Source organism: Pinirhizobacter sp., assembly GCF_036499745.1.
GTDB lineage: Bacteria > Pseudomonadota > Gammaproteobacteria > Xanthomonadales > Rhodanobacteraceae > Pinirhizobacter.
The window spans coordinates 1-22,392 of record NZ_DASYDG010000048.1; the positions used below are offsets into that span (position 1 = coordinate 1).

At 58.5% G+C, this 22,392-nt stretch carries 23 protein-coding genes; 12 read left to right on the forward strand and 11 right to left on the reverse strand.

What is annotated here, in order from left to right:
- Positions 1-320 precede the first annotated feature (320 nt).
- Positions 321-809: a hypothetical protein gene (locus VGM61_RS16255; protein WP_331523925.1), complete on the forward strand. Its 489-nt coding sequence runs from the start codon at positions 321-323 to the stop codon at positions 807-809.
- A 223-nt stretch (positions 810-1,032) separates the two neighbouring features.
- Positions 1,033-1,962, forward strand: a complete 930-nt coding sequence (locus VGM61_RS16260; protein WP_331523926.1) for an NYN domain-containing protein — start codon at positions 1,033-1,035, stop codon at positions 1,960-1,962.
- Positions 1,963-1,964: 2 nt separating this feature from the next.
- Here VGM61_RS16260 and VGM61_RS16265 read toward each other — a convergent pair whose 3' ends face one another.
- From VGM61_RS16265 to VGM61_RS16275, 3 genes are all read right to left on the reverse strand, one after another.
- A complete protein-coding gene (locus tag VGM61_RS16265; protein ID WP_331523927.1) occupies positions 1,965-3,074 on the reverse strand; it encodes a DNA alkylation repair protein in 1,110 nt (369 codons plus the stop codon).
- Between the two features lie 60 nt (positions 3,075-3,134).
- Entirely contained in the window at positions 3,135-3,920 is a 786-nt protein-coding gene (locus VGM61_RS16270; RefSeq protein WP_331523928.1) for a hypothetical protein, read from the reverse strand.
- 138 nt (positions 3,921-4,058) lie between these two features.
- On the reverse strand, positions 4,059-4,643 hold the full coding sequence (locus tag VGM61_RS16275; protein WP_331523929.1) for an LptA/OstA family protein: 585 nt from the start codon (positions 4,641-4,643) through the stop codon (positions 4,059-4,061).
- A 184-nt stretch (positions 4,644-4,827) separates the two neighbouring features.
- Between VGM61_RS16275 and VGM61_RS16280 the strand changes: the two genes are divergently transcribed.
- Entirely contained in the window at positions 4,828-5,088 is a 261-nt protein-coding gene (locus VGM61_RS16280) for a hypothetical protein (RefSeq protein ID WP_331523930.1), read from the forward strand.
- A 39-nt stretch (positions 5,089-5,127) separates the two neighbouring features.
- On the opposite strand, the gene VGM61_RS16285 is transcribed toward VGM61_RS16280, so the two are convergent.
- Positions 5,128-6,705: a glycoside hydrolase family 30 protein gene (locus tag VGM61_RS16285; protein ID WP_331523931.1), complete on the reverse strand. Its 1,578-nt coding sequence runs from the start codon at positions 6,703-6,705 to the stop codon at positions 5,128-5,130.
- Between the two features lie 134 nt (positions 6,706-6,839).
- On the opposite strand from VGM61_RS16285, the gene VGM61_RS16290 reads away from it, so the two are divergent.
- Positions 6,840-7,394 carry a class I SAM-dependent methyltransferase gene (locus VGM61_RS16290; protein ID WP_331523932.1) on the forward strand — a complete coding sequence of 185 codons (555 nt, stop codon included), beginning with the start codon at positions 6,840-6,842 and terminating at the stop codon, positions 7,392-7,394.
- On the opposite strand, the gene VGM61_RS16295 is transcribed toward VGM61_RS16290, so the two are convergent.
- On the reverse strand, positions 7,377-8,285 hold the full coding sequence (locus tag VGM61_RS16295; protein WP_331523933.1) for an SDR family oxidoreductase: 909 nt from the start codon (positions 8,283-8,285) through the stop codon (positions 7,377-7,379). The two genes, VGM61_RS16290 and VGM61_RS16295, sit on opposite strands and share 18 nt — an antisense overlap.
- Positions 8,286-8,382: 97 nt before the next feature.
- On the opposite strand from VGM61_RS16295, the gene VGM61_RS16300 reads away from it, so the two are divergent.
- Positions 8,383-9,216 carry a helix-turn-helix transcriptional regulator gene (locus tag VGM61_RS16300; protein WP_331523934.1) on the forward strand — a complete coding sequence of 278 codons (834 nt, stop codon included), beginning with the start codon at positions 8,383-8,385 and terminating at the stop codon, positions 9,214-9,216.
- Positions 9,217-9,285: 69 nt separating this feature from the next.
- On the opposite strand, the gene VGM61_RS16305 is transcribed toward VGM61_RS16300, so the two are convergent.
- Positions 9,286-10,065 (reverse strand): tetratricopeptide repeat protein, encoded by a 780-nt coding sequence (locus VGM61_RS16305; protein WP_331523935.1) that lies wholly within the window; start codon positions 10,063-10,065, stop codon positions 9,286-9,288.
- A gap of 98 nt (positions 10,066-10,163) precedes the next feature.
- Between VGM61_RS16305 and VGM61_RS16310 the strand changes: the two genes are divergently transcribed.
- Entirely contained in the window at positions 10,164-10,979 is an 816-nt protein-coding gene (locus VGM61_RS16310) for a hypothetical protein (protein WP_331523936.1), read from the forward strand.
- Between the two features lie 108 nt (positions 10,980-11,087).
- Here the strand turns inward: VGM61_RS16310 and VGM61_RS16315 are convergent, their stop codons facing one another.
- A complete protein-coding gene (locus VGM61_RS16315) occupies positions 11,088-11,402 on the reverse strand; it encodes an antibiotic biosynthesis monooxygenase family protein (protein ID WP_331523937.1) in 315 nt (104 codons plus the stop codon).
- A gap of 92 nt (positions 11,403-11,494) precedes the next feature.
- Here VGM61_RS16315 and soxR point away from each other — a divergent pair, with 92 nt between their 5' ends.
- Together soxR and VGM61_RS16325 are read left to right on the forward strand one after the other, a co-directional pair.
- Positions 11,495-11,968, forward strand: a complete 474-nt coding sequence (gene soxR / locus VGM61_RS16320; protein ID WP_331523938.1) for a redox-sensitive transcriptional activator SoxR — start codon at positions 11,495-11,497, stop codon at positions 11,966-11,968.
- 279 nt (positions 11,969-12,247) lie between these two features.
- Complete coding sequence (locus VGM61_RS16325; protein WP_331523939.1) at positions 12,248-14,548, forward strand: twin-arginine translocation signal domain-containing protein; 2,301 nt, start codon at positions 12,248-12,250, stop codon at positions 14,546-14,548.
- A gap of 53 nt (positions 14,549-14,601) precedes the next feature.
- Here VGM61_RS16325 and VGM61_RS16330 read toward each other — a convergent pair whose 3' ends face one another.
- Entirely contained in the window at positions 14,602-14,961 is a 360-nt protein-coding gene (locus VGM61_RS16330) for a DUF1428 domain-containing protein (protein WP_331523940.1), read from the reverse strand.
- A gap of 101 nt (positions 14,962-15,062) precedes the next feature.
- Here VGM61_RS16330 and VGM61_RS16335 point away from each other — a divergent pair, with 101 nt between their 5' ends.
- Positions 15,063-15,368 carry a winged helix-turn-helix transcriptional regulator gene (locus VGM61_RS16335; protein ID WP_331523941.1) on the forward strand — a complete coding sequence of 102 codons (306 nt, stop codon included), beginning with the start codon at positions 15,063-15,065 and terminating at the stop codon, positions 15,366-15,368.
- 21 nt (positions 15,369-15,389) lie between these two features.
- Here the strand turns inward: VGM61_RS16335 and VGM61_RS16340 are convergent, their stop codons facing one another.
- Positions 15,390-15,884, reverse strand: coding sequence for a YkgB family protein (locus tag VGM61_RS16340; protein WP_331523943.1), 495 nt, complete (start codon positions 15,882-15,884; stop codon positions 15,390-15,392).
- Positions 15,885-16,248: 364 nt separating this feature from the next.
- On the reverse strand, positions 16,249-16,377 hold the full coding sequence (locus VGM61_RS16345) for a hypothetical protein (protein ID WP_331523944.1): 129 nt from the start codon (positions 16,375-16,377) through the stop codon (positions 16,249-16,251).
- 330 nt (positions 16,378-16,707) lie between these two features.
- Here VGM61_RS16345 and VGM61_RS16350 point away from each other — a divergent pair, with 330 nt between their 5' ends.
- The 3 genes from VGM61_RS16350 (at position 16,708) to VGM61_RS16360 (ending at position 20,557) form a co-directional block, all read left to right on the forward strand.
- The gene (locus VGM61_RS16350) at positions 16,708-17,646 is read left to right on the forward strand and encodes a hypothetical protein (RefSeq protein ID WP_331523945.1); all 939 of its coding nucleotides are present in this window, start codon (positions 16,708-16,710) and stop codon (positions 17,644-17,646) included.
- A 714-nt stretch (positions 17,647-18,360) separates the two neighbouring features.
- Positions 18,361-19,428 (forward strand): DUF3800 domain-containing protein, encoded by a 1,068-nt coding sequence (locus VGM61_RS16355; RefSeq protein WP_331523996.1) that lies wholly within the window; start codon positions 18,361-18,363, stop codon positions 19,426-19,428.
- A gap of 331 nt (positions 19,429-19,759) precedes the next feature.
- Entirely contained in the window at positions 19,760-20,557 is a 798-nt protein-coding gene (locus VGM61_RS16360; protein WP_331523946.1) for a GTPase domain-containing protein, read from the forward strand.
- A gap of 923 nt (positions 20,558-21,480) precedes the next feature.
- Here the strand turns inward: VGM61_RS16360 and VGM61_RS16365 are convergent.
- Positions 21,481-21,855 carry a recombinase family protein gene (locus tag VGM61_RS16365; RefSeq protein ID WP_331523947.1) on the reverse strand — a complete coding sequence of 125 codons (375 nt, stop codon included), beginning with the start codon at positions 21,853-21,855 and terminating at the stop codon, positions 21,481-21,483.
- Positions 21,856-22,392: the final 537 nt, after the last annotated feature.

Here is a 22,392-nt window from a genome sequence, read left to right on the forward strand (position 1 = left end):
AGTTAGCTCCTTGCGCTGCAGATCGAACCGGGAGATTGAGCAAGCTTCGATAGAAGATGTCGGCGAACTTTGAGACGCTTACTATCGACTGCCAGCGTCGCGAACGGCACCATTGCAGGGTTACCTCAGTCGGGGTAACCGGGTCTCGAAAACCCGCTTGATGGTTGGCGGACGCCGCGAGCAATTCGCGGCGCTCCGTTTGTCGCCTATGGCGGCGTGCCGGTGCGGGCCTTGCCCGAACCGTTTCGACCATCACGGTTTTTCGAGCCCGGCATGCCGCCACCCCCAATCACGGGGGTGGCCACGGTCCCGGAGCATCGATGCAAGTCACGGATGAAAGCGAACTCTACGCCCTGGTCGGCGAAGTCATGGTGATGTCCGCACGCGTGGAGTCCTGTTTGGAATCGTGCATCGCCGCCTGCCTTCCTCACGTAAACGTTGACTATTCGCAGACGGTATTAAGGCGGCTGAAATTCACCAGTCAGCTGGCGACTCTGCACGAGGTGTCGCAGCTACTGTATGACCGACACGACCCCATCCTGGTGGAATTTCGGCGTTGGCTGCGGCGACTGGGACGGATTCGGCGGCGCCGGAATGACCTGGTCCACAACGTTCTGCGTGTGGCTTGCTCGCCTGAGGAGCTTGGGCGATGGCAGTCGGAGATCGGACATATGCGCGAGATCTGTGATGACGCGCCGGCCTGGGTCATTGTGCTGGAACTGCGGGTAAAGGCACTGGATGGTCAGGTGCAGGTGCCGGCGGTTCCGCCGATCAGGGCGATTGAAAATGTCGAGGTCTCGGCACGCTAGGGTGGACTTGACGTCGCGCCATCCACGCGGATCGCCCCAACAAATCCCTTAGAACGACGTGAGCGAACGTCAGCACTTGGTGGGAAGTTCTGTTGCATCAGGAAGCGGGCAAGCGTATAATTTGCCCCAACAACTAACCCTTGGATCCGTTGAGGTATAGCCTCCTGACCCTTGGGGGAAAAAGCCGGCCTAGCGCCGGTTTTTTCATTTCCAAGGAAGGAAATTGATCTTACGGACACGCGTCTATATCGACGGCTATAACCTCTACTACGGACGTTTGCGAAAGACGCCCTATAAGTGGCTCGACCCAGTGATGCTATTCGGGTCAAGGATTCTCCCTTCCATCGGTTACATTCCTGCCGGTCACAAGACCGTACCTGGCGTTGAGCTACTTACCGACGCCGGCGTCAAATACTTCACGGCGACAATCATGGAGAAGGCCGCGAAGGCAGCGGACTCAGTGTCCTCGCAAATGATCTATCACTCGGCGCTACGAGCTCATCTGGGTAGCCAGATCGAGGTGATAAAAGGCTATTACTCGCTGACTGCGGTGACGCAGCGGTCAGTGGATCAAAGTGACCCCAGAAGGTGGCCTCGTGATTGCCAGAAGGTCCTTGTCTGGAAACTCGAGGAGAAGCAGACCGACGTCAACATCGCCCTGCAGCTCTACGACGACGCTATTCAAGGATCTGTCGATCAGGTCGTTGTCGTCTCGAACGACACTGACATCGCACCGGCGCTTCAACTCATCAGGAAGCGGACTGACGTCGTCATCGGCCTGGTGGTACCAGCTCCCAATCCGAGAGAAAGAGGTGTCCTTAGGCAACCTAACACCGACCTCTCCGGTGTAGCGCATTGGACGCGTGGATTTATAGACGAACAAGACCTGCGGGCCGCCCAGCTGCCACGTTCAGTAGAGGGGAAGCGGAAAGCTATTACGAAACCAGAATCTTGGTACGGTCGCCCAGACCTTCTGGCCAAAGTGATCGACGCTGCCCTTCCTGTGTGCAAGACGCGCAGCGCCTTCTTCAAATGGGCGGTCACGCGGAACCTATATCTAGGTAACCAGGCGCCGCTGGATCTCCTACTGACGGACGAGGGCGCGAATGATGTGCTCCAGTACATTGCCAAGTACGCCAGCGACAAGGGATAGCGCTAGCCGGCAAGCAACTCAAACGCCGCACGCCCGTGGACCTTGCCGTTAACGAAGATCTCGACCTCATGCCGCCCGGGATAATGGACACGGGTCGTGAAGTTCGTGATCGACTGCTTCTTCTGGACTAGCTCAACGGCTCCCGTCGCCAACTCCAGGGTCTTCAACTTGAAGACTTTGGCGGCAACGCCGCCCGATTTCTTGACGTAGTGCACTGCATAGTCGACCACGAGACGCTGGGTTTCGTCAGAGGTCGAGGCGAGCTTGAACGCAATCGTGATCGTTTGCCCCAGCGTAATGGCGCTCGGCGAGATGCCAAGTGCGCGGAGCTTCACCCGCGCAGGTTTACCAGCGCCGATCACCGTCAAGGCGCGGGGGTCACCTTTCTTGATCAGGTTCCTAAGCGCATGCTTGGCTATCCAGGCGGTGCCGGCATTATTGAGAGGCCAGCGCTCGATTCGATCAAGCGCCCAGGATGGGTTGTCTTTGGTTATATCGTTAAGGCTGTTGGCGACGGACCGCCGCACATACCGGCTGGGATCGGCCTTGAGGGCATCAAGGATGGGTTCGATAGGCGATGGGTCGTGCATCAGCGGCTTGATCTGGAACGACCATGGCAAACGCGGGCGACTGCCTTCGCTGGCCAGGCGGCGGACATGTTCGTTCTTGTCTTGGGCCCACGTTTGCATGACGGCGAGCGTGCGTGCCATATCGCGCCTGAGGAAGTGACGAACCGCGTACTCGGATGAGCCGAATGTCGTGAAGAACTTCAGCGCATCCATGGATGTCTTGAAATCATCAGTGCCATGGAGCGCGACGTACTCCGGCAAGGCCATGGTGACGAAACCGTTGTTCAAACGCGGCGCCAACTGACGAAGTACCCGAATGTTTGACCGGTAATCGCCTGGCAGCGCTGCATGCAGGCCTTCGGCCACGCGGCGCAAACGTGCCATCAACGACAGCTGTTCCAGGTCGCCCATGCAGTAGGCGAGAAACCGTCGCCGATTAAAGGCGGGTGAAACCTGTCCCGCCTCGTCCGCAATGTGGCGGATGCGCTTGGCGTTAAAGATTTCCTTCAACGCAGGTGCGGGTTCTAAATCCTTGTCGGTCAAATCGATTTCCCGGTAGCCGCCGCCAACGCCCTGCCAGTTGCAATGACCTCGCTTCCGAGATCACGGCGTGTAAGTAGAACCTATTTCCCGAAGGTATGCCACGTGCGCTGTATCAGCCACGACTTCCTTGTACACACGCTTGAATATCCCGCGCAGCGCCGGTTTCAAATGCGCCAACGTTTCCTTCGGCGACAGCTCGAGCAGCACGCAGAAGATCGCGTGCATCTGCAGGATCTCCGCTTCGCTCACATAGCCTTGCTGCTTCCACCTCCACCCGCTCGAGTCAGCCGACGTGAAATGCGAAAACTGAAAGCGCGTGTTCGCAAGGAAGATGCCGAACCCCAGGAAGACGGCCGCCAAGTCTGTGGCCGGCTCCCATACTTCCCATCCGCCAGGCGGTGGTTCTGGGAAGTTTGCCGTGCGGTAATGCGCCAGTTCGTGCGCGAATGTTGCGATCAAGCTCATCGCGTCGCCCACGTTCTTTGGGTGGTATGTGATCAAGACGCCGTCGTCGTTGCGACGGAACGTGCCTGCGGGTCCCTGTGGTGCATCCTGGACGAACGCGTATCTGGATACCCTTGTTTCTGGATCGTCTTCTTGCGGTTCAATCGTACAGGGCCAGTCGGCCATGACGGCATGGCGCCGAGTCTGCTCAAACAGCGCTGCGGCCAACCCGTGGCCAGTCTGGCCGGTCGTTCGGAAGAACTTGCTGCTCGGTACCACCAGAACCCGTTGGCGAAAATCGTTGTAGCCGCCGGTGTGCCTCAATAGCCAGGCGAAGCACTCGAACTGCGCCGCCGTAAGCTCCTCGCCCAGCAGCGGGCCCCTGCGCCAGAACCAGATCATGCCGCCCTCGCTTGTCCCCTGTTTTCCAGCGGAATATAGCGCGCGCCTTCGCAGAAGGCACTTCTAACGCTCAATTTGTGGCGTGGTATGTCCGCTCGCCCAGGACGGGGCGAGCCCTCTCTGCGCCGTCTGGAATGGTCATTTCTGGTTATCCGGTTTTGAGGGCGGCGGCTGCGTTGTCGGATCAGGTGTGTGTATTGCTTGCTTCGGAATGATGGTCATGTGAACCAGCCCATCGAGAGCACTGGTGCCGTGCAGTTCGCCTGTATTGAGGTTATAGGTGATCTTATCGGCAGAGGCGTTGCCGCTGTCCGCCTTGAAGGTGGTCGCGTTTCCCGTTAGCACGGCGACTCCAGCGGTGATGTTGTAGTCAATTCGGTCGGCGTCGGCTCGAGTAAGCTTGCCGTCGTCGCCTATTTCCTCAACATGCGCGCGCGTTCCGGTAAGAACTACTCGGTCGATAGCACTATCTGCGTCGGTATAAAGTTCAGCATAGATACCCGTTGCTTTCAGCGTGCCTTGAGTGACCGTTACGGCTCCCTTTATCACGGACTTTGAATTCGGCGCCGGGAATCCCGAGAAGTAGTGGCTTGCAACTTTCATCGGCTGGTCCCGGTCGCTCGATCTTGCGAACGTGACGGTTGCGACCAGTGCCAGGAAGCAGCATAGGATCCGGGAGGTGGAGATGTGCGCGGCACGCGTCGTCATCAATTCGCCATCCATGGAGCATCCCGCGGTGGGCTCTAGCGGTGATATTGATGCCGGGGAACGCAAATAGGCAAGCCTGGTAGCACCGGAGGCGTTCGACAATTCGTAGTTTCTTGCCCCCGGGCACGTGCCGTTAGGGTGCATTACCCGACACTCTCCGATGTAAGATCGACACGCAATTGCGATCGCGGAGGTCGCCATGAAGGGCATCGTCAAGGGTGAACTGATTGATCGCTTCGATCCGGAGGCGGATAAGCGGCGAAGGTTTTCACTGCTCGGCGCGGCCGCGGGTGTTGTCATAGCGGCAGCATTACTGGAAGCGACTCAGTGGATACTTGCGCAGTTCCCATCCACCAGGCACATCGTGGTGCCGCAGCAGTCGTGGTTCACCCTGGCGGCTCTTGGCATTGTTCTTATCGCGGAAGCTTTCATCCGCAGGCGACGCCGTAAGGGTAGCTGAGCCGGGCTGGCATGGAAGTGCGCCCAAGGCTTCTTCGCGCTACCAGGCCTTCTTCAACCACCAGAGCGCACGTCGCACCAATGCGATTGCCTGGTCCGGGCTCCATACGAAGGTCGCCACGCTTCGCGGGGGCATCGTGTACTGGAAACGGGTCTTGCCCTCTGCCACTGAAACATCGCGCGCTTTTTCGTCGCTGTTCACCACCACCAGCACGGTCGATCCATCGGTAGCATTCTGGAATGCCACATTGTCGATGCCCTTGTCGGTCGCGGTGGAATTTACCCGGACGGCGCCGGGCAAGACGAAGCGGCTGAAGTGCGCTATGGCGTAGTACTCGTCGTTGCGGCTTACCGCCCCCGTGATCGAGTCAATGGTGACAATGCCCTTGCACAGGGCGCATCCGCCGAAATGCGGACCGTAATTCTCGTCGAGCGCCAGGTTCCAGTACACCACGGCGCGAGCCCACTGCCTGATCCCGGCGATCAAGAGGTCACGGGAAAACCAGATCAGCTCGCCGTTGATGCCCGATGCCCAATCGCCTCCGGAACACTCCGTGATATAGACATCCTTGTCGGGAAACTGGCGGTGTACAGCGCCCTGCGCATGAGGGCTGCCTTCATAGCAATGCCAGGCAACACCATCGATATAGCGCGCGGCATCAGGGTTGGACAGCACGCTCGTGGGCTGCTCGGGATGGTTCCAGTTGTGGTCCCATTCCAGGATGCGTGTGGCCGATTTGCGCTTGGCCAGTTTCGGGCCCAGGTACTGCGCGACGAGGCGCGCCCGCTGCTCCGCGCTCAACCGCATGCCCGGATAGGTGAGTGGTTCGAAGTTGGGTTCGTTCTGCACAGTCAACGCGAAAATCGGGATGCCGTAGCTTCGGATAGCGTCGAGATACTTGACCAGGTAGTCCGCGTACGCGCCTTCGTACTCTTCCAGCAAGGTCCCGCCAAGCAGATTCCCGTTGTCCTTCATCCACGCCGGCGCCGTCCATGACGAGGCGATGATGCGCAGGTCAGGATCGATGGCGAGAGCTTCGCGCACCGTGGGTATCAAGTAGGTTTTGTTGGGCGCGACATTGAAGTGTTCGAGCTGCGGATCGACCTGCCCGAAGGGCATGTCGTCCATGGTGTAGATCTCACGCGAGAAATCCGAAGCGCCGATGGTCAGGCGCATCATGTTCAGGTCGAGGTTGGGCGGCGGCCCATATAGCTCGTGTAACAAGGCAGCGCGCTGCAGCACATTGAGCTTGTTCTGGAGAAGCCAGGCGGAAGAGTCCGTCATCGCCGCCCCGAAACCGTCCATGGTTTGATAGGTCTTCTGGACATCGATAACGATATCGGCGTGCAGCGAGCCGCGTTCGACCATCGCGATGTCGGGCTGCCGCGCCAGCTTCAGTCGGCGATCGGCCGTGCTCAGCCACAGTTCGACGGTCGGTGCGATGGACGGGGTTGGGAGCGCGACGACGGGCCCCACCGTGGGGCGCGCCAGGCGCAGCGCATAAAAGGCGGCCACGGTGCCCAGTGCGAGCACGGCCACGAGGACGGCAATGGCCCATCTTGAACCCGAACCGCCTTCATCCATGGCGCGCGCGACGCCCTTCGCTGTTGCCGCCATTCACTTGGATGTAGCCTGCTTCGGGATGATGGTCATGCCTTCCGTGGGACGCCGCCCGCTATGGAGTTAGAGGAGATATTGATGCCGAGGAGCATCGATAGGCAAGCCAGGCGATGAAAGTGCGGGAAAGCGGAATGCCCGCTGAAGCTGACTGGACGCCTTTCTTCGACGCCGGAAGGGCGATGAATACGTTCCTGGGCGCTGATCGGCCGGTCGGCCAGGCTGTCGAATTCGGGTGTGGCTATGGCACGTTCACGGTGGCCCTCGCGCGTCGCGCGAGTGGCCGCGTTACCGCACTGGATATCGAGCCTGAGATGGTTGCCGCCACGCAGGGCAAGGCTGTCCGCAGCGGCCTGGTGAATTTGCAAGCGTTGCAGCGCGATTTCGTCACCGCCGGCACCGGGCTACCGTCCGCCAGTCAGACCGATGCTCTCGTGTTCAACCTCCTGCATCTGGAGCGGCCCCTGGCGTTGCTGCTTGAGGCTCGCCGGGTTCTCCAGCCGGGAGGGCGGATATCGATCATGCACTGGCGGACCGATGTTCCGACGCCGCGAGGCCCGCCGGCGTCCATTCGGCCGACGCCACAGCAATGCGGGCGGTGGCTATCGGAGGCAGGGTTCCTGCACGTATATCCCGTGGACCTGACGGCAAGCTGCCCCTTCCACTACGGATTAATTGCCGTACGGTAGGTGCGGGCTCGAATAATCCATTCGTGCGAGATCCTGCAGCAACGTCGGTCCGGTTGGGTGCCAACCCAGCGCCTTTTGCGTCCAATCGCTCGACGCCAGCATATCCAGACCGACGAACGCAGCAAGCCATCCGAAGTGATCGGCCGCCTCGCTCGCCGGGATCGACTTCACCGGTAGCCCCATACCCTTACCCAGCACTTCGGCGATATCTCGAGCTGAGATGCCTTGCTCGGCAACAGCGTGGTAGCGCGTGCCTGGTTTGCAGTGCTCGATGGCCAGGCGGTAGAGCCGGGCAACATCCAGTACATGCGCCGCGGGCCAATGGTTCTGGCCATCTCCGATATAGGCCGACACGCCTTTACCGCGGGCCACCGCGATCAACGGGCTGATCAACCCCTGGCGGAAGGTGTCGTGCACCTGGGGCAGCCGCACCACCGACACAGCGACGCCGGCGTTCAGTTGCTCGGCCCCTTCCATCTCCGACGCCTTCCGTGGATTGGGATGTTCGATATTGAACACGTCCTCGGTGGCGGGTTTGCCCGGCGTGGAACCCATGCCCGTACCCGAAGTGATCAGCAGCGGACGGTCAGAACCGCGCAGCGCCGAACCCATCGCCCTGATCGCCCGGCGATCCTTCTCGCAAATCGCCGCGAAGTTGGCGAAGTTGTGGTCGAAGGCGGTATGGATCACGGCATCCGCCTTGGCGGCGCCATCGCGCAAGGTATCCGGTTCTTCCAGTGTCCCGCGATGAACGTCGACGCCGATGGCTTCAAGCGTTCGTGCGCCGTCGTCTGATCGCGTCATGCCCAGCACGGTGTGCCCGGCTGCAAGCAACTCCGGGATGATCTTCGAGCCGATAAAGCCGGTCGCGCCGGTAAGGAAAATGCGCATGAGAGGTTCCCGTGGTGATGGTTGTAACTACGATATCGGCCAGTTCATACTGGTAAAGTAGTGACGTTATCGTGGTATAGAAACCAACAGGATCGCCATGCCCACCCCCGCCGGAAACATGCTCGGAAGCTACCTTCGGGATCGCCGCACCCGGCTCGATCCGGCGACTTTCGGATTCACGGGCGGCCGGCGGCGAACGCCGGGACTGCGCCGCGAGGAAGTAGCCCAGCGCGCCAACATCAGCCCCACCTGGTACACCTGGCTGGAACAGGGCCGCGGCGGCGCGCCCTCGGCGGAGGTCCTCAACCGCATCGCCGAAGGGCTGATGCTGACGGAGCCCGAACGCGAGCACCTCTTCATGATCGGTCTGGGCCATCTGCCGGAGGTGCATTTCAAGCCCACCGAGGGAGTGACGCCGCGGCTTCAGCGCGTGCTTGATGCGTTCGAAATAAGCCCTGCGATCGTGAAGAACGCCCTATGGGATGTGGTTGCCTGGAATCGCGCCGCCGCGGCACTTCTTACCGACTACAGCAAGCTGCCTCCCGCCGAGCGGAATATTCTTCGGCTGATTTTTTCCAATGCGCGGGTACGGGCTGCACAGGAGGACTGGTATGCCATGGCCCGTTTCGTCGTGGGTGCGTTTCGTGCGGACGCCGTGCGCACAGGCGCCGCTGCCGAGATCGGGCAGTTCGTGGAGGACATGTCCGCTCAAAGCCCCGAGTTCAGGGAGATGTGGCTTGCCAATGATGTCCATGCGTATGGCGAGGGGATGAAGCGGTTGCATCATCCGGAGTTGGGCGTGCTGGATATGGAGTTCTCGGCGTTCGCCGTTGATGGGCGGCCGGACCTGGGGATGATCGTGTACAACCCGATGGCTGAGGATGCGGAGCGGATTCGCGGGTATATCGGGTCTCGCGCCTTGTCGGAGTAGGGTGTGTGGAGTCCGTTGAAGGCGCTCGTCCATATCAACGTCGCTATCGTCTGAAGCGCCTCGTCTCGACTATTTGCTCGCGGCCTTCTTGCGCTGCTCGGCAATGTAGCCAAGCTCGGCTTTGGACTTGGGCTCGTCCGGCACCAGCGCCATGCATTTTCGATAGGCGGCCTCCGCGTCGTCCAGGCGATGAAGCTCGACCAGGACATAGCCCTGTCCGCGCAGGGCAACGCACTTGATATCGACAGGGTACGGCGATGTTAGCTCGGCATTGGCCTCGGCTTCCTGGAATAGCGTCAGGGACTCCGATATCTCGCCGCGACGCATGAGCAGGTAAGCCAGTTCGTTCTTGAACTGGCTGTCCATCGGCGAGAGCGCCAGGGCCCTGCGAAGGTCGGCTTCAGCCTCCGTCGTGCGGTTCATCTCGGTCAATGCATAAGATCGTGCCCAGTACGCCATGGCCCAGGAGGGGCCGATCACGATGATATGCGCCCTGGCCTTGGTACTTGATTTGGCCGCGTCGGCGGCTCCAAGTAGCCCGTACAAGATGCCTTCTGCGCCGCCTCGCGCGGAGTACACCTGCTTGCCGGCATACTCCTTTTCGTATTTGGCGATCACGTCGTTGATCGGGCCGTCGATGGCCGCCTGGATCTTGCCGTCCTGGACCATCTGCATGGCGTGGACGACCTTCTGGCCGTCGTCGTCCATGGCATAGAAGGCACTGTCTGGAGCAGCCGGCGGGCTGGTGACGATGTCGATATGGCGACCGGTGTCCGCCTTCGGCGACGATGGAGACGCGCAACCGGCGATACATACGGAAACTGCAAGAGCCACGATGGCTGGACGCATGACCTGGTCTCCCCCCTGGAGTGGTGAACTACCGGGCGAGCCATAAAGGTCGCCGCGATGTATGTTACCGCCTGCAAGTCTAACCAGTGACTTTGGCCATGAGCGACATCGTCGATCCGCGGGCAATGAAGATACTGCACAACACGTTCTGGTCGTCCGCCGGCTGGAAGCGCGACTCCGAGCGCGTTATATCGGCGGATGACTTAATGTACGCCAAGGCGAAGGGCGTGATGTTCGACCCCGTGTACATGGATCACGATCAAGCGGCCAATACGACGTGTGCGCTTGTGGATCGTCTTGACAGACGCACTGTCGTCGACGCATTTCTTTCGAGCCTGTCTACCAGAAGGCTTGACTGGCGCTCCGTCATGGGAAGCTACTCGGTATTCCAGCATTTTATTCCGCATGAAGCTCAGGGGTCTGGGAAATCTTGTACGTTATGCGGGTTCTATTTCAATGGCCACGAGCACGATTTCAACGTGCTCAACTTCGAAAGAATGAAGTGGGGTGGTGTGCGTCATCGGGATCTCGTGTATGCCGTGATGGATTTGAGTCTCTTTGCCGAGGGTCCTGCGCCGACGCCCACTACCGAGGACATCATGATTTTCCAGGAGCTGATTGGGCGTATACGGAGCTCGGCGGCCATGACGACGGCTTCAACCTTGCACTCTCGATTTCCTGAGTCTCTTAAAGCAAACAAAAGCGAGCGGGATATCATCGTTGCCATTCTCGGGTTCTGCGACGTACTGGCGAATTCTACTCACCCCGGTTTTTCAGATGTCTTCATTCCAGCTGATAACCGCCCAGAGCCCCATCGTCGTTTCGTAGACATGCCCTACCCGGCGTGTTGGTGGAACGGTGAGATGGGCGTAAACGAGGATCGCCTGAAAGAGTATTTCGCGCACGTACTTTGAGACGGCCTGTGCCGGCGGGACAACCGATATAACCGAGTCCAAAGCACTCCACCATCGTGGCGTAAGTTCGCAGAAGACGGACGCAGGATTCGCCCTTGAGTGTATTGATCAATAAGTGACCTCGCGGATTAGGCGATAGAAGCCGGGTTGCGTGCCCTCAAGCAACGGCAAGAGCCTGGCCCGCTCAGCCTGGAACGCGGGCCTGTTCTGTAATTTATGAAAAGCGTCGATGCTCTCGAACCTTGCCACGAGGATGGCGCGCGATCCGTCTTCGGCTCGATACAGACGAGATTCGGACAAGCCGTCGACTCCGCCAAACCGGGGGACGGCGTCCAACTGAGCGGCTATGAAGTCGTCCAGGCGACCGGGCTTGGGCGTAAAGACATTGATGCTGAACAGTGGCTTCGAATCAAACGTAGACATCGGGCAATGCTCCATGGGTGGGAAACCGCATGCTAAAACCTCATGTTTACTTGAGGTCAAGCAATTTCTTCTGCTAGCCTGCGTCAATGGCCATGGCGGTAAATTCCCCTCCCCAGGAACTAAGTGTCGGCGACGTCGCCCGGCGGTCGGGGGTGGCGGTTTCCACGATTCATTTCTACGAGGCCAAGGGCCTGATCAGCGGTTGGCGCAGCCCTGGTAACCAGCGCCGATACCGCCGCGGTGTGTTGCGTCGCATCGCGTTCATACGTGTAGCGCAGCAGGCTGGTGTCTCTTTGGGCGAAATCCAGGCCGTGCTGGCGACCCTCCCCAACAATCGTGTGCCGTCGCGCGAAGACTGGCAGCGGTTAGCGGAGGCATGGCGTGAGGATGTGGAAGAACGCATCCGCCGTCTGACGCAACTTCGAGATCAGTTCGTCGATTGCATCGGCTGCGGGTGCCTTTCGTTGGAACGTTGCCCGCTGCGCAATCCTGGTGACCGGCTTGCCCGTGAAGGATCCGGTCCCCGTCTTCTTGAGCATCGACAGCTACGCCGATCTGGTAAATAGCTGAAGCGCCTACGCACTCTTTCCGCAAAAAGCGATTTCACCAAAGGTGGGAATTGCGAAGCGGTTGTCATACCGGATTGCTTAGTAGCTCACAAAAGCACGCTGAACGTGGTTTTCGCCGGAGGCAAATGGACATTTTGACCGGCTCGCGTGGTACATCGTGTTGGCAGCTCATCCAGAGTTCGCCGTTTCATCGACGCGCTCCTCAGTGAGGTGCACACAACCCACAGCCTGGTTGACCTGACCGCGCGTTCGCGCGGCGAAGGGGAGTGCATGCCGATGAAAAAGCATTGGATTTTCCACCGTGTCTCCCTCCACGTACGTCGCGAGGATGGCAGTCTCGACCTTCGCCCATGGCGCAACACAGTGGACGCGGCAGGCCCAATGGAACTGAACCCTTCGCGACGCCAGTTTCTTCGGCACAGTGCCGTCGGTGCCGGTGGCCTGGGACTTGCGAGTGTCACCGGTACCCTGGGGTTGTCCTGGCTATGGAACGGCTCCGCGGCAGCGGCTACGGTTGTCCCCACAGGCGACGTTGTCATTCATGCGGCCGAAACGATCATTCGTTCGCGGCGCGAGTTGATCATGTTCCACGGCCAGTCCAACGCGGTCGGCACCGGTGGCAGCCCGGCACTTACGCTGCAGCAGATCTATGCCAACGTCACCTTCAATGGCGGCGTGCGGCCTGGCACCGATGCCAGCGCGATGACGAGCCTGGTGCCGCTGGTGGAATATGACGGCGGCCATGGCACGGGTGGCGAAGTGGGTACCAATGCCTGCGCCGACGGTCTCGTGGAATACATCGCCACCTTGAGTGGTGTGCCGGCTTCGGCGCAGTACAGTCGCTACAGTGCCTTCACCAGCGGCGAGGGCGGCAGGCCGATCGGGTATTTCGCGACTTTCCTTGAGGACAGCAATCCCGGGGGTTACCAGGGCTGGGACGACAGCAAGCTTCGCCTTACCTCGATGCTGGCGCTGATGCGCGCCGAAGGCCAGAAGGACGGCAGCAACATCGGCTGGCTGGCAACCACCTGGCAACAGGGCGAAGCCGATTCCACCGGGCTTTCGGAGACACGCGCCACCTACAAGACCAAGCTCACCGCGCTGGAGCGTGCGCACTGGCTGAAGCTTTGCCAGGTGTACCTTCCCGAGCAAAGCTGGCGGCCGTTGTGGATGATCGCGCAGGTCTGCAGCCATAACAGTTACGGCGCCACCAGCCTGGCCTTCTGCAATCCGTTCATCGCGCTGGCCCAGCGCGATGCCTGCCTGGCCAGCCCCTATATGCGCATGGTCAATCCGCAGTACATGTTCGACTATTTCGACGAATCATCGCGCGGCCAGCCGATGCTCCATCTGAACAACGAAAGCCATCGCTGGCAGGGACGCTATTTCGCGCGCGCGCTCTATCAGCTGATCCAGGACCGTTCGGCGGGGGTCGCCTTGCGCAACCCGGCGCTGGACATGCTGACGGCGGTCAAGGTCAACGCCACCACGATCAACCTGGTCTTCAACGTGCCCGCCGGCGTACTGACCCTCGACACCAGCTGGGTTGCACCGACGCGCAACTACGGCCTGGATGTGCGCGACGCTAACAACAAGCTGGTGCCGGCAGGTCCCGGTGACAACAATCTCATCGCGGGGGTGCGGGTAGTCGCCAGCGATACCTTGCAGGTGTCTCTCAAGACTGAGCTGCCGGACACCGCGGCGAAGGTCACACTGGGTTGGGGTGATCCCGCGGAGCCGGCCTCCCTGGCCGGTCGCAAGGCTGGTCCGCGTAGCAACATCCGCGACAGTGCCGGCGAGGCCGACTTCTATGTGGCCAGCAATGGTTCCAAGCGGCCGATGCATAATTACGCGCTGGTCGCCGACGTCGCGCTGGGCTGGGTTGGTCGGGTTCAACCCGCGGGCGAATGGCATTTCAACGGCAATGCTCGCAGCGATATCATCGACCAGTCCGGCAGCGGCAGCGCCGCACTCACCCTGATCGGCCGGCCCAGCTTCACCGCGTCGGGGGTGCAGTCGGCGAACAACACGCAGGGTTTCCAGACCGACATCGACGAGACCGCCAGCATCACCTTCGCGGCCATCTTCAGCAGCCCTTACGGTGTGGGGCCGTCGATCAACGCAGGGCGTGCGGTGAGCACCTACCAGGGCTTCAGTCCGCATCAGGCAGGCTCCGCGCTGCAGCATGAATACGATACGGCACGGGCCAACTCGGAACTCACCAGCTTCCGCCTGGCCGTCACTGGCAGCGAGAAAGCTGTCACCAGCGGGCCCGCCCAGGCGGTGGACACACGCTACAAGCCCCGCTTCGCCATCGTTTCGATTGACGCGACCACAGGCAGCGTGCGCTTCCTCTGCCCCAGCTATGAAGAAGCGCTACGCGAGGAGACATACGCTGGCCTCGCCAACCGACCGCTCAACGGCAAGGTGTTGATCAACGCATGGAAGGACGGCGGCGATGCGGCCGAGCAGGGCGCGATCCTTACTCGCTATGCCGCGATCTGGACGCGTGCATTGAGCTTCGAGGAAATGTTGGCGGAGTATGAGTATGCGCGGGGGTTGTACGGGGCGGTTTGAGGGGTGACTTCTGACTAAGTGTATGAAGGCACCCCTGTTCTCGCAGCGCTGCGTCAGAATTCGACGATGGGCTTGAACCCGCCGAAGAACATCCGCTTGCCGTCGAAAGGCAGGGTCTTGGGATCCATGAATTCGGCAAGTCGCGGATCTTCCATGACATTCTTCATGATGCGATCGCGGGCGCGCTTGTTCTCATAGACCACCCAGGAGAACACCACGGTCTCGCCTTCCTTTAGCTTTACGGACTGGGGAAACGAGGTGGATTTACCTGGCTTGACGTCGTCGGCGACACATTCGCTGTAAGCCAGCGCACCGTACTCCATCCAGATCTTGCCGGCCTTCCGGGCCATCTTCTTGTAATCGGCCAGCCGGTCCAGCGGTACCGGTAAGACGAAACCATCGACGTAGCTCATGTGGAACCCTCCCAAGGGACTGTCACGGGAGAGTCGCCCATTCAAACGAAAGGCCGCGTTAAACACGGCCCGCGATATGTTCTCGGGCGCGTGTCCTTTCGATGGAGCTCGGCACCAACGCGAATGTTGAAAGTTCCTCTGCTGACCGAGGAGGGCTGCTGGAGAAAAACCGCTACTCCGAGCATCCCCCTCGCGAGGAATATCTGTTGACGCCGGCCGGCCGGGATTTCCTGCCCGTGCTCTTCATGATCGGCGCCTGGGGACGTCAACACCGTGGCGGCGGGGAGATGACGCGCTTCCTTGACGCGGAGACGGGCACGGAGATCAAGGCTGTGGCCATCGATGAAGTTACCGGGGCGAGGATCGGGACGCGGCCGATACGCGTGGTTTCAAGGTCGAACGAATGAATCCTTCGACCTTGACGCGCCTTAGATCTCGCATTGCCGGTTGAGCGAGCGGAGCACGTCCGCCCTCAGTAGGTAGATCGAGACCACCAGCAAGACCAGGTCTTTCAGAAGAAACGCCGCATTCATTGCCATAGCGGGAAAGCCACCCGCGCCGGCATCCCAGCCATCAGGTACGAACGGGAGAATGGTAAGGGTAGAGACGAACGTTGCGATGGATCCAAGGGCACCCAGTATGCCAAGCTTTTTGTTCCAGAAACCCAGTAGCAAAAGTGATCCGAATGTCCACTCGGCGGTGCCAAGCAGAATGGCCGTCCCGTGAATGCCCAGCATTGGGATCGTCCAGAAGATCAGCGGCCCTTGCTGGATCAAAGGTGCGAGTGCAGTAATTTCTGATTGGAACCACTTGTCGTATCCGAACCACGCGAAGATGACGACCATGGCTGCACGAAGCAGGTAGTAGTCGAGGTCTTTCTTCAACAGACCTGATTTGGCGAGAAGCTGGAGTAAGGCGTTCATGGCTCTTCCTTCGTGAAAGTAAGTTAGTCGACGTCGCGTGGCGTGAAACCCACGAAGGCGGTGTCATTCCCGCTCGGGTTGATCTATGCGACGGACATACTTTACGAAGAGAGGAAGATACTATGAATCGCTAATTAGCTTGGATACATGCTTAAAAGTATCATGCGATCGCGAAAGCGTTTGCTCAGCAGGGTGTTTCACCGCCATCTCAAGGCCCGGCCGACAAGGCAGTTTCAAGCGCCGCCAGAAAGACTCTCACTCGTACGGGAATGTGCCGACGGGAGGGCTGGCGAGAGCCCGGGTCATCCCAGAACGGATGCCGAGAACGGTAGGGAAGGGCGCGCTCGAAGGCGCGCCTCTCCTTTTAAGCGAACAACACGTACTGGTGCGGCGAAGAACGGAAGTGCTGAGTTACGAATTCCAACTTGCCGAAGCGGAAGCGGAGGTAAGCTCGCACGAAGACGTTCTTGCGCTTGATCGGCAGTGCAATCATCGCATTTCTCCTTGCAAATCAAGAGCGATTGTTGCCTGCACTCCTCAGAGTTGGTACAATGAGGTGTCTCGCAAAGACGTGCAGTCGGTAGAGGGACGCTCAACTTCCTTGCCGTTGTACCAAAGCCCATCGACCCCCCGGTCTTGGGCTTTTTTTGTGCGCAAGGGAATACGCGACCGACGGTTGAACCCCTGTTCACACCTACAGAATACTCCGGTCTCATAATAAGTCAAATCCTTCTGAGGACTACGAGACTAATAAGAGACTGGGTTAGTCTTGCTCAATCTGAACTAACACGATATCATCCGTATATCTAAATAGGGATGGGCCATGGCTGAGAGCGAAGATCAATCGAAAGGTTCGACCGGCGCCAGTCGAGGCCCGTCGTTCCCATATATCGACTTGGAAGAAGCCGTAGGACGTGTGCGGAAGTTTTTTAAAAGCGAGGGCCGGGCACCGGTCCCTGTAAGTTCGGCGGTGAAGACGTGGGGCTATTCGGAAAAGAGCAGTGGCGGTCGACAAACCGTAGCCACCCTGGTGCACTATGGACTGCTTAAAGACGAAGGTCTTGGGGAGTCACGACGCGTCTCGGTGAGCCAGCTTGCGCTGGATATCCTGCTGCACGACGAGCAATCGAAAGATTGGATTGCGGCTCTTAGAAAAGCTGCCCTAACCCCTAAGTTGTTTGACGAACTGGCTACGAAATATGCCGCTGTAGGGTTGCCGTCTGATCACACGCTTAGGCACTATCTTGTATCTCAGAGAGATTTATCGTCGGGCGCGGCTGATTCAGTTGTCAAAAACCTGCGGGCATCGCTGGCCTTCGCTCGAATTGAAAGTTCAGGTAAAATTGAGACGGAAGTGGGCGTCAAAACGCCTTCTGCTGAAGAACTGGTCGAACGAAACCCTGAAGTCGGCGATTTGATTCAGTGGGAAAGCGGAGGAGTTTTGCAATTCGACACCGCGCGGCGAGTACGAGCCGTCCAAGTCTTAGACGAAGAAAGATGGGTGTTCGTTGAAGGTAGTACTACGGGAATTCCGATGACTGAAACCCTGGTGGAAGTCCGCGCAAAGAAGAGCGGAGCCGCACCGGAAATGCCATTGGTGGCGGAACCTCCGGTGGTCGCTGGGGAGCGCGAACTCCTTCGTGGACCCTTGTCTAAGGACACGGGCTACCGACTGCTTGTTCAAGGGGAGCTTGGCTCCAAGGAGCTGGGCAAATTGATTCGATTGCTTGAAGCCCAGCGCATGGTTCTCGACGACGAGTGATTGCAGCTACCTTGTCGCTAGATTGTTTCGGTGCACGCCTATTGCTGATCATTTTCACGCGCGATTTTATGCGTGGCCTAGAGTAAAGGCCCTACATCTCTCTTCGGCACCCGAAGTTGTGCTCGAACCAGCGCTCGCTTCGGCCGTCGCCAAGTTGAAACCGGGCCTCGTCTGCACCGCAATCGTACCGGTTTGCAGGGCAGTCAAAGTGCCAGTCGGCCAACCTCGCGTTCGTCCGCGCAATTACCCAATCAGTCGCAGCTAAGTTCAGCTCCTGACCGGGTAATAAACGCCATTGACCATAGTTTGTGCGTTTGTACCTATGCCATTCCGTCCAGTGGCTAAAACACCATAGATGGGCATGCCTATACGCCATAGCTAGTGAGCGGCGCAATTTTCAGCAAATTCATGAATATGCCGAGGTACAAGTGAGGATTCATCGTGGGTGGGTCACTGAGTATGGCGATTGGATATCGACGCGATTGACCGTTGGAATCGCTAGCGCGGAGGTCCAAGTGTCGGTTGCCACACGGTCCGAGCAGATTTTTGTAACCTGATGACGGGCGCGGCTCCGCAGTTGGTAGCAGACGCTGTGTATCAACTGGCATGCTGCAATGGGCGTATTCTTAACGCCGCTTACCGTGATCTAAAGGCCGTGACCGTCAATTAACGTTAGATCTCAGATGCGTTCGAGACAGGGCTGGGGGGCACAAGCTGAAACTTTACTTTGACGAATCCGGCAACACCGGCCTGGACCTCTTAAACGGCGAACAACCGGTCGCTGGGCTGGCCTCTACGTCGCTTACTGGTGAGCAAGCACAAGCGTTGCTGGCACCGTTGCTTCGATCGGGGCAACGCGAGGCTAAGTATAGTCGTTTAAAAGGTACGGACCGAGGGCAACGGGCCTTACTTGACCTTTTTTCATCCGATCTCATTGCGCCGGCAACGACCAAGGCAGTCGTCGCTGATAAGCGCTACTACTTGGTGGTGCATCTGGTCGACAAGATAGTCGAGCCGACGCTGTATGAGCGCGGTATCGACCTCTATGCCGGCGACGCGCACGTCAACATGGCTCACATGTTCTATTACGCCGGGCCACATATTTTCCCGAACGGGCGATGGATTCTTTTTTTGGCGGCGTTATTAGCCGCGCTACGAAATCCTTCTCGAGCCGCATTCCAGCGCTACAATGACGTGCTTGACGAAGCTACAAGCCTGGCAGTAGGCGGTGAGTTTGGTTCCGAGGCGGCCGGCTTGTGGGCCACGCGGGGGCGGCTTGGCGAATTCATAACGGGCTATGACGATCTGTCCGTCTTCGATCCGATGCCTGATCTATTCATCATGCTCGTCAACTTCTGGATGGCGGACTCCGCAGGCATGTTCGAGGTGACGCACGATATTTCGAAGCCGCTCCGTCGCAATGAAGCCTTCCTGCGTCTGATGATGACGCCTCTGACGAGCCGCCGGATCGGCTACGGGGATCGAACAACGGAGCTGCCCCTTCGCATCTCCGAATTGACCTTCGCCGACTCTGCGCAGCTTCCGCAAATCCAGTTGGCGGACCTGATTGCCGGCGCGGCTGTGGACCTGACGAACGCCATCGCTGGTTACCGCGCTATGACCCGCTATCACGACGCTCTGCTAGCGGGTCCTTTCAATCGTCTAATCATTGGCGCTCTGCTGCCAAGCAAAGATATCACGCGTAAGAACGATCCGATGGAAGGACAAGTGAGCCTTGTCGACGGCTCCGTAGCTTTTTTTCGCGAAGCGAGGTCAACGTAGCTTCGGCACCCGCGGAGCCCGTCAGCTCTTCGTTCTTTACAACGCGACTTGGCCCCCACGGACGAAACGGTTCGCCGGGTCGACGAGCAAGCAATCGGTAACTTGTGCCAGGTTTCTATCGTAGTGCCAGGTGCGAGCTACCTACACCTATGTGAGCCACGTCTGCCCAACCCGATGCTGGCAAGTAGCTTCAGCCAGGAAATATCGCCCGGCCGTCGAGTAGCGCTCATTCCATGGCCATGCGGGCGACCTCGGGGCCATCATGGCGCGCACCCTGGTGTCGTCCAGGCAGTCCCTTATGTGCATAATAGAAGCACAGAACGGGGGATGCATGGACAAGCAATGGTGGGCGGACTACCGAAAGGGAATCACCGCATCGACAAACTCGACAGGGGGAATTGTTGGGCTAGTAAGCCTTGGTATAACTGCAGCAAGCGCGGTGATTTCAATTCCTATTGTAACTATTGGCGGCACGGTGTTTCTATGTGCATCGATTGTTTACGTGCTATCGACAGGATTACCTGAGAAAAAGCGCGACGCTTCGGATTGCTGTGGTGAGAAATTGGCATTGAGCGATCTCGATCGAATCAAGCTACCTGTCACCAGAGTGGCATTAATGGGCGCGTCCCGGGTCGGGAAAACCACGCTCATGGACAACTTGAACGCAAAAGTTCCGGATGGCTCGAGAACGGATAGTCCCTATGCGATGATCGTTCAGCTCCCAGGCGCGTCAAAGAAATACATTGCAATCCTTGATGCCGCCGGACAACAGTTTTCTCAGCAGTTTCAGATCACCGATAGTGCAAACGCCCTTCTTATATTTGTTGATCATGCCGACAGCAACACCGAATCGATGAAGCCCGAAAGGCTAATTGAACATTCTCAATTTCTTGAGCAACTGCGGCGGCATATAGTAAACAAAGGCCTGAGATCTCTGCGTGTACATATTCTCTTTAACAAGAAAGACCTTTGGAATAGCGGCCCTGATGCAGTCGATCTTCAATCCTGGTTTAGCGAGCAGATTAAGCTCTGGGACAACCTAACTAACAAGCCTGTCACAGCTAGTATTTTCAGTAACTGGAATACGCTCGATCAAACCCTGCTCACAAATACAATCTCCGGCTGGTAAATGTCATGAGCAAATTCGACTCTCACAATCCGCCCAGTCCCTATCACCCTGAGATGAGGCCGGAGCAAACAGAGGAGGTTACTGTGCTGAACTCGCCGGTATCTTTTGCCTTAATGGGCCCGATCGGGCCTCATCGAGGGGTCCTTGTGAGATCTAATGACTTAAATTTAGATCTCATTGGACTCGACCACGGTATATATGAAGCCAGTCATATCGCTGAGCATCGGCGGAATGTTTCATATCTTCAGATACTCCGAAGCGTCAGAAAGGAGACACGAGCAATGAAGGCGTACATTGTGCGCTCAACGCCAATAATTCATATAGCTTCTGAATCGACTATCGACCCTCGTGCATCCTATGTCAGTTTGGTTTGGCGCGGACTTTCGTCCCCTTCAGATATGTATGACGTGCAGCGAGCTCTCGACCTAGTTGCGCTTGATCTCTACGGTGCTTTGCGCAGCTCCAGCAAGCAGGCCGTCGAATGGCAGATCGCCCCGTTAATATCGCTCTGCAAAGAAGCTACCGATCGGAGACTGAGGCGAATAGATTCGCTACGGGCGAGTGTAATTCTCACAATGGTAGCGTATGCCGTCTTTCTCGTATCGGGCGCTGCTTACTTACTTTTAAAGAGGTGATGATTCTTAGATGCCCCGGCCGCACGGTAGTGCCCCTAAGCACGTGCAGCGATCACGAGGTGGTCAGCAGCACCAAGCTGCTCATAATCACTCATTGTGTAGGAAAGCACCTACAGCTTTAGGCAGATAAAACGAGGGAGCGAAAAGCGCAGAATTCGCCATGGCGGGTGCACGACGGGGAGGCTCGGACCCACTACCGGGGAATCTGTCCAGAGCAACGCGGCGAACTCGCCGCTTATTCTTCGCGCAACGGCTTCAGCACCGCATCCAATTCAGCCAGAAGATACGTCAGAAGATCTTCGTGACCCCGGCTAGCTGTGCGTCCGCGTCCCGCAAAGCCACTTCCAAATTCATGGCCGCCTTGCCCAAAGCTGCGTTGTTCTCAGCCCAAGCGATGGTCCCCACCTGGTGGGCGCGGAACTGCGCCTCCGTGAAGTCGCCCTCCGTCACTGAACGGACGAGGTTGACGCCACCGCCCTGGACGTCTCGCAAAAGTTCCTGCAATCCATACCGGCGGCCAATTTCAAGCCCGCTTTTTCCGTCGTCCTCGTATGTACGGACCACGTCCATACCGTGCTCGGCTGCGTACAGACGAATGGCTGCGGCCTGGTTCGCCGTAGAGTATTTTTGGTGGTCCGTGGACATACGCACATATTCGGCCACTTTAATAGGGCCAGCTGGCGCAGAGGTTTGAATTAAGATGCGGTGCTATAGGCACCTCGACTACAAAGTAATCCCCCAGAATGAGGACCGTACTCTTAGTCGCATTCGGTGCTGTGACGCAGTACGCAAATGGAGCCGTCTAGTCAATGGCGCCTCCAGTACGTAGCGGAAACCGACGTCGCCCGGGGGACGGCCATTGCGCCAACGATTCATTGTTAGGCCCGCACTACGGCAGCGAAACGCGCCATGGATTGGTGTTCGGCAAATGGCCTAGCAAGTTTTACCGGACTCCGCCACTGCTGCCTTGTACTACAGCTTGCCGACGACGAGCTTCCCGAGACGAAACACAGATCATGGAAAAGGAGTGAGCCCTGTCCATCCATTTCTATGAGGTAGCGTCGAGGCGCGGAGCACGAAAAGCAGCCGACACAGCGCGCGCACTCTGACGAACTCGATGTCAACTTGAGCGACTCGAGGCGCCCATGTCACCGCCTGGCACGCCCGATGACATACTAGGGACGCAGTAAACAGAAAACA

Bases quoted from the DNA above. Each gene is read 5' to 3' on its own strand.
- VGM61_RS16255 (WP_331523925.1), top strand. From the start codon at position 321: ATGCAAGTCACGGATGAAAGCGAACTCTACGCCCTGGTCGGCGAAGTC.
- VGM61_RS16270 (WP_331523928.1), bottom strand. From the start codon at position 3,920: ATGATCTGGTTCTGGCGCAGGGGCCCGCTGCTGGGCGAGGAGCTTACG.
- VGM61_RS16275 (WP_331523929.1), bottom strand. From the start codon at position 4,643: ATGGATGGCGAATTGATGACGACGCGTGCCGCGCACATCTCCACCTCC.
- VGM61_RS16280 (WP_331523930.1), top strand. From the start codon at position 4,828: ATGAAGGGCATCGTCAAGGGTGAACTGATTGATCGCTTCGATCCGGAG.
- VGM61_RS16285 (WP_331523931.1), bottom strand. From the start codon at position 6,705: ATGGCGGCAACAGCGAAGGGCGTCGCGCGCGCCATGGATGAAGGCGGT.
- VGM61_RS16290 (WP_331523932.1), top strand. From the start codon at position 6,840: ATGCCCGCTGAAGCTGACTGGACGCCTTTCTTCGACGCCGGAAGGGCG.
- VGM61_RS16295 (WP_331523933.1), bottom strand. From the start codon at position 8,285: ATGCGCATTTTCCTTACCGGCGCGACCGGCTTTATCGGCTCGAAGATC.
- VGM61_RS16300 (WP_331523934.1), top strand. From the start codon at position 8,383: ATGCCCACCCCCGCCGGAAACATGCTCGGAAGCTACCTTCGGGATCGC.
- VGM61_RS16305 (WP_331523935.1), bottom strand. From the start codon at position 10,065: ATGCGTCCAGCCATCGTGGCTCTTGCAGTTTCCGTATGTATCGCCGGT.
- VGM61_RS16310 (WP_331523936.1), top strand. From the start codon at position 10,164: ATGAGCGACATCGTCGATCCGCGGGCAATGAAGATACTGCACAACACG.
- VGM61_RS16315 (WP_331523937.1), bottom strand. From the start codon at position 11,402: ATGTCTACGTTTGATTCGAAGCCACTGTTCAGCATCAATGTCTTTACG.
- soxR (WP_331523938.1), top strand. From the start codon at position 11,495: ATGGCGGTAAATTCCCCTCCCCAGGAACTAAGTGTCGGCGACGTCGCC.
- VGM61_RS16325 (WP_331523939.1), top strand. From the start codon at position 12,248: ATGAAAAAGCATTGGATTTTCCACCGTGTCTCCCTCCACGTACGTCGC.
- VGM61_RS16330 (WP_331523940.1), bottom strand. From the start codon at position 14,961: ATGAGCTACGTCGATGGTTTCGTCTTACCGGTACCGCTGGACCGGCTG.
- VGM61_RS16335 (WP_331523941.1), top strand. From the start codon at position 15,063: ATGGAGCTCGGCACCAACGCGAATGTTGAAAGTTCCTCTGCTGACCGA.
- VGM61_RS16340 (WP_331523943.1), bottom strand. From the start codon at position 15,884: ATGAACGCCTTACTCCAGCTTCTCGCCAAATCAGGTCTGTTGAAGAAA.
- VGM61_RS16345 (WP_331523944.1), bottom strand. From the start codon at position 16,377: ATGATTGCACTGCCGATCAAGCGCAAGAACGTCTTCGTGCGAGCTTAC.
- VGM61_RS16350 (WP_331523945.1), top strand. From the start codon at position 16,708: ATGGCTGAGAGCGAAGATCAATCGAAAGGTTCGACCGGCGCCAGTCGA.
- VGM61_RS16360 (WP_331523946.1), top strand. From the start codon at position 19,760: ATGGACAAGCAATGGTGGGCGGACTACCGAAAGGGAATCACCGCATCG.